Source organism: Pseudomonas sp. HR1 (assembly GCF_030175875.1).
GTDB classification, from domain to species: Bacteria; Pseudomonadota; Gammaproteobacteria; order Pseudomonadales; family Pseudomonadaceae; genus Chryseomonas; species Chryseomonas oryzihabitans.
The window spans coordinates 1-514 of record NZ_JASNRF010000086.1 but is presented as its reverse complement, the minus strand read 5'-3'; the positions used below and the strand labels follow the sequence as shown (position 1 = coordinate 514).

At 59.7% G+C, this 514-nt stretch carries 1 pseudogene; it reads left to right on the top strand.

Annotation, left to right across the window (positions count from 1 at the left end):
• Positions 1 to 514 (top strand): annotated as a pseudogene (locus tag QKY98_RS23725) (hypothetical protein); the annotation flags it as partial.

The following is a 514-nucleotide window of genomic DNA, read 5'->3' as shown; positions in this document are numbered from 1 at the left end:
ACCCTTGCTGATGTTCCCGTCCGGCGGCGCGCGAGGCAGCCAGATCCGCAACCCGGGAGCGTTCCTTAACAGCAAGGCGGCGCCACAGTTTTCGACGATCGACTATGCCGAGTGGGCGAGTTGGCAAGTGCGCTTGGGCTGGATTATCCGAGCGCTGCTCGAGCGTACTTACTGGTTTGCTGGGCAAGGGACTCTCCCCGCGCGTTGCCATGCCTTCGAGGCCAGCCTGTTCATGCTTGGCTATGATCTTCGCTGCTTTGGCCTGGCGCTGGCGTCTGATTCCACAGCGGGTGAGCCAGAAGTCGAGGCGCAGGACCGCGAGCATGTTGGCAATAGTTGGGTGCCCACGGGTCATCCTTTCAGCCAGGTTCTCAAGGATTATCTGGCCTTCCGCTACAGCGGTGCACTCGATAACAAAGCCTCGTTTGTTGAATGGCTGGTGGCCCAGCCGCGTGACGAGAAGCCGCTCACGCGTACCACTGCACAGGGCTACTGTTTTCCATTTTCCATTGAA